Below are 7,522 nucleotides of genomic sequence, written 5' to 3' on the forward strand. Positions count from 1 at the left end.
CAGCGCGTGCGCTGCAGGAGGTTGCCTGCCGTGGTGGCCTGATTACGTAACTGGCCAGAAGCGCCGGCAAGCAGCGCCCGGGAAAGCACGGCATAGTCTCGACGCACGCGCTCATCGGCCGCCAGGTCAGTATTACGTACCAGCGCGCCGATGCGTAAACCGCCATCCTCAGCAGGTTCAATTTTGTCCAGAGAAAGGTGATTGACGTCTATCAGATGAGAAGGTGTTTCAATTTCCAGCTTCATCAGGTCGAGCAGATTGGTGCCGCCCGCAATAAATTTAGCGCCGGGAACACGCTGCGCGCTGGCAGCCGCTTCGGCGGGCGTTTTCACGCGCTCATAGGTAAAGGCCTTCATGCTTTTTGGCTCCCGGCGACATCTTCAATCGCGGCAAGAATGTTGGAGTAAGCGCCGCAGCGGCAAATATTGCCGCTCATTCTTTCGCGCAGCTCATCGGCCGTCACTTCCGGAGACGACACCAGATCGAGCGTGACGTGGCTGGGAATGCCCGCTTCAATCTCTTTCAGCACCGCTACCGACGAGCAAATCTGTCCAGGCGTGCAGTAGCCGCACTGGTAGCCGTCGTGTTTCACAAAAGCGGCCTGCATGGGATGCAGATTATCGGGCGTGCCAAGACCTTCAATGGTGGTGACATCGGCGTCCTCATGCATAACGGCAAGCGTCAGGCAGGCATTCAGGCGGCGGCCATCAACAATGACAGTACAGGCACCGCACTGGCCGTGATCGCAGCCTTTTTTGGTGCCGGTAAGGTGCAGATGCTCGCGCAGCGCATCAAGCAGCGTGGTACGGGTATCGACCTCAAGCTGTTTACGCTCGCCGTTGACCTTCAGCGTCAGGGGCAGCATTTGCGGCGCAGGGGTGGCGGGAAGGTCGCTATCGCCCAATACGGCGCCCGGCGTAACGGCCGCCGTGGCTGCCGTTACCGCACTGATTTTCAGCAAAGAACGACGCGTCAGATGAAAAGGAATAAGGCCATATTGGTGTTGGGTTCCGCCCATCATGCGGCGAAACGACGTGCTTTTACTGTTATTGCCTTGGCTGCTCATGCCAGGCCTCCGGTATGCAAAGTGAAAGGAACGACAAAGTAGGGGGGAACTTTTTCTGTTTTTTTGAGCGTTAAGCATAGTCGCTCCTGGCGAGGAGAATATTCTTAATATCTGCATACCGTCATGAGGCAAACTTATTAATGAAAAACACTAAAGTTTTAACCGCGGCGGTCGACTATTTCAGGGCTGATTCTTTTGATGGCTTGCGTGAGTTAAGACTTATCCTAAACGACAGTTTCTGCAGATTTTTCTGCAAGTCGCTTTAAAGTTTTGCCAGGGCGTGACGATAAAGAATACAGACGGTGACGGGCATCCTGGCGCCGTATCCGAACCCTGGTAAAAATTTTAAGGAAACGATTATGTCCGTTATCAATACTAACATCATGTCCCTGACCACTCAGAACAACCTGAACAAATCACAGGCTTCTCTGAGCACCGCTATCGAGCGTCTTTCTTCTGGTCTGCGTATCAACAGCGCTAAAGACGACGCCGCAGGCGAAGCGATTGCTAACCGCATGAACTCGCAGATCAAAGGTCTGACTCAGGCTGCACGTAACGCCAACGACGGTATCTCTCTGACCCAGACGGCTGAAGGCTCTCTGAACGAGATGAACACCAACTTACAGCGTATCCGTGAGCTGACTGTTCAGGCTAAAAACGGCACCAACAGCGCCGACGACATCGACTCAATCCAGAAAGAAGTTGACGCGCGTCTGTCTGAAATCAACCGTATCGGTACCGCTTCAACCTTTAACGGCACGGCGATTTTCAACAGCACCGGCAGCGTAAAAATTCAGGTTGGCGCCAACGACGCAACCGACGCTAACGTGATCAGCATCGACCTGTCAGGCGCAGGCTTCCAGGCTTCCGGCCTGGGCGCAAGCTTCAGCGTGACCGGCGGCAACCTGTCCGATCTGGATGCGCGCATCAAGAACGTCGATACCGCACGTAGCGGCCTGGGTGCGATTCAGAACCGTTTTGAATCTACCATCAACAACCTGAACACCACTGTGACCAACCTGACCGCGTCACAGTCACGTATCCAGGATGCTGACTACGCAACAGAAGTTTCTAACATGTCGAAGGCGCAGATCCTTCAGCAGGCTGGTACCTCCGTGCTGTCAAAAGCCAACCAGGTTCCACAGGGCGTTATGTCTCTGCTGCAGTAAGTTCTCTACCGAAAGACAAAACCCGGCTCAGGCCGGGTTTTTTTTTGAAGCAGAGTGATTGATTAAGCAGCTTTAAAATCCTGTCACCAGGCAACAGCTCATCAAGGCCTTATCCTCTTTTATGTTGCCCAATTCTATAAGGTTTTTTTACCTTAATACCGGTCTGTTTTTTTAATCAAACGACAAAAATTCATATAAAAACGAGCAATTATTACGCCACCAGCCCTGACGCATTGCGGATGTAAGCGTCAAATCATTTTATTGCTCAGCCCGGCCACTGATGAGAGTGCGGTTAGCGGCACGCTGTATGTGACCTTGCTCCCTGTGCAAAAATTGAGTCATGGTAACGCAGGAAACTCTGCTCAACTCGCCTTTTTAACTGATGTTCTCAAGCGTGTGTCAGCCCGCCTTATTGATTGCAAACGGTATTTGATTAACTCATTGATTAATTAATATAAATCTTCATTTATTTTTTTCCCTCTCAGGGTTTACCGCAGCCGATCTTCTACTATCCTTCTTTAAAACCTGCATTATTTGTTATGGAGAAACCTGATGAGCATGTATGCAACGCTGGAAGAGGCTATCGACGCCGCGCGTGAAGAGTTTTTAGCCGCTAACCCGGAAATGGAAGAGGATGATGCCGCGGTAAGTCAGTTCAACCTGCAAAAATATGTAATGCAGGATGGCGATATCATGTGGCAGGCAGAGTTCCTTGCAGACGATATCGAAGAGGGTGAAATCCTTGCGCTGCGCACCGGCGAAGCGGCACAGGCCATTTTCGACGGCGACTTCGATGAAATTGAACTGCGCCAGGAATGGCTGCCGGAAAATACGCTGCACGAATGGGATGAAGGTGAATTCCAGCTGGAACCGCCAGGTGACACGGAAGAAGGTAAAGCCGCAGCGGATGAGTGGGAAGACGATAACAGCGAATCTGACCGCGCAGACCGCTGGGAATAACGTTTACTCGTAAGGTCCGTGGTGCGCATCCACCGGCAGCAATAACGTATCGAGAACCAGCGACAGCGGCAGATCGATAATGGTCAGAAAGCGCCAGGGTGTATCACGGACATCCCACTGCACGCCAGGGTAATAGTGATTGCCATGCCCCTGACCGGGAAAAGTGCGGCTGATAATGCTGCCGCAGCCGGTCAGCATTGTCAGGCTGACTATCAGCAATAAAGAACGTAACAGTGTGGTCATTCACTTCCCCGATGGTATAAAAAACGCGCTATTGTAACGTAACGGCTAACATCAGTAAGCCCATGCATCGCAAAATTTCTGTCAATTCTCCCTCCAGTTTAGCTTCTCTTTGTCGGATGTTTGAGCTTTCAGCGCCCCAGGCCCCCTGCGTTCATTTTCATGTTCTATGCTTGGTAAGCGTCACTTTTTACGCTTTTGCGTGAGATTAAAACAGACTGGAGCAGAAAATATGAGAGCCCTTACCTACCACGGCCCGCACCGGGTCAGCGTTGATAACATGCCTGACCCAACGATTGAGGCCGCAGATGATATCATCCTGCGCGTAACGGCCACGGCTATTTGTGGCTCCGATCTGCATCTTTATCGCGGCAAAATTCCCAGCACGGAGCACGGTGACATTTTTGGCCACGAGTTTATGGGTGAAGTAGTGGAAGCAGGCAGCGCCGTCACGAAAGTCGCAAAAGGCGATCGGGTGGTTATCCCCTTTGTCATTGCCTGCGGTGACTGCTTCTACTGTCATCTCCATCAGTATGCTGCTTGCGAAACGACCAATAGCGGCCGGGGTGCCATTCTGAACCCGAAAAAAATTACGCCGCCTGCCGCGCTGTTCGGTTTTAGCCATCTTTATGGTGGGATCCCCGGCGGCCAGGCAGAGTACGTGCGTGTGCCAAAAGCAAATGCCGGCCCTTTTAAAGTGCCCGATACGCTGTCGGATGAAAAAGTGCTGTTCCTTTCCGATATTTTGCCTACGGCGTGGCAGGCGGTACAGAACGCCGAGGTCAAGCCGGGATCCAGCGTGGCTATTTTCGGTGCCGGGCCGGTTGGCTTGCTCAGTGCAGCCTGCGCCAGGCTGGCAGGCGCCGAGCAAATTTTTATGATTGACCATCATAACTACCGCCTCGCCTTTGCCCGCGAAAGATATGGCGTTATCCCAATCAATTTTGATGACAACGATGATCCGGCAGCCTGGATTATTGAAAATACCAAAGGCCATCGTGGCGTGGATGCCGTGATCGACGCGGTGGGTTTTGAAGCCAAAGGCAGCCTGACGGAAACCGTGCTCAGCAATCTGAAGCTGGAAGGCAGTAGCGGCAAAGCGCTGCGTCAGTGTATTGCGGCCGTCCGTCGTGGCGGGATTGTCAGCGTGCCTGGCGTCTATGCCGGCTTTATTCATGGCTTCCTGTTTGGCGACGCTTTCGATAAGGGACTGACCTTTAAAATGGGTCAGACGCATGTTCACGCTTATCTTCCTGACCTGCTGAAGCTGATTGAACAGGGGCATCTGAAGCCTGAGGAAATCGTTACCCATCATATGCCGCTGGAAGAGGCAGCACGCGGTTATGAGATTTTTGAAAAGCGCCAGGAAGACTGCCGGAAAATTATTTTAGTCCCGGGAATGACCAGCGCACAGGCTACGGTTTAATTCCCCCCAGGCCCGCCGTCGTTCGTTGGCGGGCTTAATTAACGCTTTATAAGCGCATTCAGAAAAATCACGTTGCTTTTCCCGCCTCTTTGGCCTGCCCGATGATACGCCGCGCGGGAAAAGTGAATAATTTGCCCCTTTCTATTTTCACCAGCTATAAAATTCAACCTTTTGTTAAATGTCATTTTTATCTTTTGCCCGTGATATCACTCTCAGAATAATCCTTGAAATCGAAAATGTCTCTTTGTTGCCTACCGAAATACGCATAACCAGCTAACCTTATTTCTGTAACTTTACGGAGTGTGAATTAACGCTTTCTTTCCTGTATTGAAACGGAGTGAAATATGACCATCAAGACGCTGGAAGATTTATTTATTCATGACCTGTCCGATGTTTACAGTGCGGAAAAACAGATCTCTCGTGCTCTGCCTAAAATGGCACGTGCCGCTACCGATGAAAAATTGGTCGCTGCTTTCAAACAGCACCTTGAAGAGACGCAGGGCCAGATAGAGCGTCTGGATCAGCTGGTCGAAAGCACCGACGGCGTGCGCATTAAACGCATGAAATGCCATGCCCTTGAAGGTCTGGTAGAAGAAGCGCAGGAAATTATTGATTCTGTCGAGGCTGGCCCGGTCCGTGACGCTGGCCTGATTGGTGCGGCACAGAAAGTTGAGCACTATGAAATTGCGACTTACGGCACGCTGCGTGCGCTGGCCTTAAAACTGGGCTACAAAGAAGCGGCTCGCCTGCTGGGTGAAACGCTGGAAGAAGAGAAGGCGACTGACGAGAAGCTGACCGTCATTGCTGAGCAGCAATAACGATAAGCTGAACAGTAATAAGGCCACAAGTCGTCTTCCGGAACACGAATCATTAAGAGGTATACTATGACCACTCATGAAGAAAACTATCTGGCCTGGGTAAAAGATGCCCATGCGATGGAAAAGCAAGCGGAAAGTATGCTGGAAAAACAGGCAGACCGTCTTGAACACTATCCCGACCTGAAAGCTCGTATCGTCCAGCACATTGAAGAAACTCGTCAGCAGCAGGCGCTGGTACAGTCGGTTATTGACCGTTACGATACCTCCCACTCCGTGCTGAAAGATACCATGGGTAAACTGACGGCTTTCGGTCAGGCCATGGGCGGCATGATGGCTGACGATGAAGTCGTGAAAGGCGCTATCAGCAGCTACGTGTTCGAAAACCTGGAAATCGCCAGCTACACCTCGCTGATTGCAGCAGCAGAACTGGTGGGTGATACCGAAGGGGCAAGAATTTTTGCTCAGATCCGCGAGCAGGAAGTGGCGATGGCCGACTGGGCGCTGAATCATCTGCCTGACGTGACCGAGCAGTTTATGACGCGTGATGCCGCGCCGGGCGTTGAAGCGAAGAAGTAATCTCCGCCTTTCTTTACGGCAAAAAAAATCCGGGAACCTGCGTTCCCGGATTTTTTATTTATGCCTGCTTCAGATTTTCGTTGGCTGAATAGCCAGCGGATTCATGCGCAGAGACTGATAATAATCGAACCAGTCGTGATACTTGTCGGCATGCTGCCACAGACGATAGTGCATTCTGGAAAGCGTAACCGGGTCACTGATCAACGCCAGGCGGCGATCGCGATCCAGCTTCGCGGGTGATTCGCTCAACGCCTGCTCAACACGGCGGTCGCGGGCAAACTCCAGAATATCGATCGTCAGGTGACGCGAAGTCGCCATTGCACTGGCCAGCGCATTGAACGATGGGTTAAACATCGCGTGCATAAAGCCATCTTTCAGCGCACGTTCGCGGTTCAACGCGTTGTAACGATCGGTGTCGAGCAGCTCTCTTGGCGGCTCAAACTCTTCCGGGATCAGGAACAGGTTAGCGCGCTTAGAGGCCATACCGGTCGTGGAACGGCTTGAATAGACCGACACGAAAGGCGACAGGATCAGCGAGAAGACGATCGGCGCCAGCCACCACAGGAAGTTCAGATCCAACCAGCCCATGCCGGCAGCCCAGACGATGCCCAGCGCCATCTGTGAACCGTGACGTTTAAACGCCTCGCTCCACGGTGTCGCATCATCATCACGCTGCGGCGAGTTCCAGACCACTTCCCATCCCAGGAAGGCGCTGACCACGAATACCGTATGGAACAGCATACGCACCGGCGCCAGAAGCACGGAGAACAGTACTTCCAGGAACAGCGAAACGGTAACCCGTATCACGCCACCGTAAGGCTTCGCGCCCTTGAACCAGACAAGGATGATACTGAGCAACTTCGGCAGGAACAGCAGCACCATGGTGGTGGAGAACAACGCTATTGCCAACTCGGGACGCCACTGCGGCCAGACCGGGAAGAGCTGCCTCGGCTGCAGGAAGTATTGTGGCTCCATGAGCGTATGCACCACCTGAAGCGCCGTTGACAGCGCCAGGAACAGAAACCACAGCGGGGCCGACAGGTAGGACATGACGCCCGTCAGGAACACCGCACGGTGTACCGGGTGCATGCCTTTTACCAGGAACAGACGGAAGTTCATCAGGTTACCGTGACACCAGCGGCGGTCGCGTTTCAGCTCGTCCAGCAGGTTTGGCGGCAGCTCCTCATAGGAGCCCGGCAGATCGTAAGCGATCCAAACGCCCCAGCCCGCACGGCGCATCAGCGCGGCTTCTACAAAGTCATGCGAC

8 protein-coding genes and 1 pseudogene are annotated in these 7,522 nt (G+C 52.8%); 5 read left to right on the top strand and 4 right to left on the bottom strand.

Annotated features, from left to right (window positions below; translation table 11 throughout):
- On the bottom strand, window positions 1–356 hold a 356-nt coding region (locus RTK32_RS15825), incomplete at its 3' end, for an FAD binding domain-containing protein (protein WP_312045641.1).
- Window positions 353–1,021: an aldehyde dehydrogenase iron-sulfur subunit PaoA gene (gene paoA / locus RTK32_RS15830; protein WP_312045652.1), complete on the bottom strand. Its 669-nt coding sequence runs from the start codon at window positions 1,019–1,021 to the stop codon at window positions 353–355. The genes RTK32_RS15825 and paoA, both read right to left, overlap by 4 nt.
- A 404-nt stretch (window positions 1,022–1,425) precedes the next feature.
- Between paoA and RTK32_RS15835 the strand changes: the two genes are divergently transcribed.
- Together RTK32_RS15835 and RTK32_RS15840 are read left to right on the top strand one after the other, a co-directional pair.
- Window positions 1,426–2,235: a flagellin gene (locus RTK32_RS15835; RefSeq protein WP_312045643.1), complete on the top strand. Its 810-nt coding sequence runs from the start codon at window positions 1,426–1,428 to the stop codon at window positions 2,233–2,235.
- A gap of 552 nt (window positions 2,236–2,787) precedes the next feature.
- Window positions 2,788–3,195, top strand: a complete 408-nt coding sequence (locus tag RTK32_RS15840) for a MysB family protein (RefSeq protein WP_312045644.1) — start codon at window positions 2,788–2,790, stop codon at window positions 3,193–3,195.
- A 3-nt stretch (window positions 3,196–3,198) separates the two neighbouring features.
- Here RTK32_RS15840 and RTK32_RS15845 read toward each other — a convergent pair whose 3' ends face one another.
- Window positions 3,199–3,438, bottom strand: coding sequence for a YceK/YidQ family lipoprotein (locus tag RTK32_RS15845; protein WP_312045646.1), 240 nt, complete (start codon window positions 3,436–3,438; stop codon window positions 3,199–3,201).
- 229 nt (window positions 3,439–3,667) lie between these two features.
- On the opposite strand from RTK32_RS15845, the gene RTK32_RS15850 reads away from it, so the two are divergent.
- From RTK32_RS15850 to RTK32_RS15860, 3 genes are all read left to right on the top strand, one after another.
- Window positions 3,668–4,861: a zinc-dependent alcohol dehydrogenase gene (locus RTK32_RS15850; protein WP_312045648.1), complete on the top strand. Its 1,194-nt coding sequence runs from the start codon at window positions 3,668–3,670 to the stop codon at window positions 4,859–4,861.
- 344 nt (window positions 4,862–5,205) lie between these two features.
- On the top strand, window positions 5,206–5,679 hold the full coding sequence (locus RTK32_RS15855) for a ferritin-like domain-containing protein (RefSeq protein WP_125288642.1): 474 nt from the start codon (window positions 5,206–5,208) through the stop codon (window positions 5,677–5,679).
- Window positions 5,680–5,745: 66 nt separating this feature from the next.
- Window positions 5,746–6,255: a DUF892 family protein gene (locus RTK32_RS15860; RefSeq protein WP_312045650.1), complete on the top strand. Its 510-nt coding sequence runs from the start codon at window positions 5,746–5,748 to the stop codon at window positions 6,253–6,255.
- Between the two features lie 69 nt (window positions 6,256–6,324).
- On the opposite strand, the pseudogene RTK32_RS15865 reads toward RTK32_RS15860, so the two are convergent.
- A pseudogene (locus tag RTK32_RS15865) lies at window positions 6,325–7,522 on the bottom strand (glucan biosynthesis glucosyltransferase H); the annotation flags it as partial.

This window comes from Erwinia sp. (genome assembly GCF_031978025.1).
Classification (GTDB): domain Bacteria; phylum Pseudomonadota; class Gammaproteobacteria; order Enterobacterales; family Enterobacteriaceae; genus Erwinia.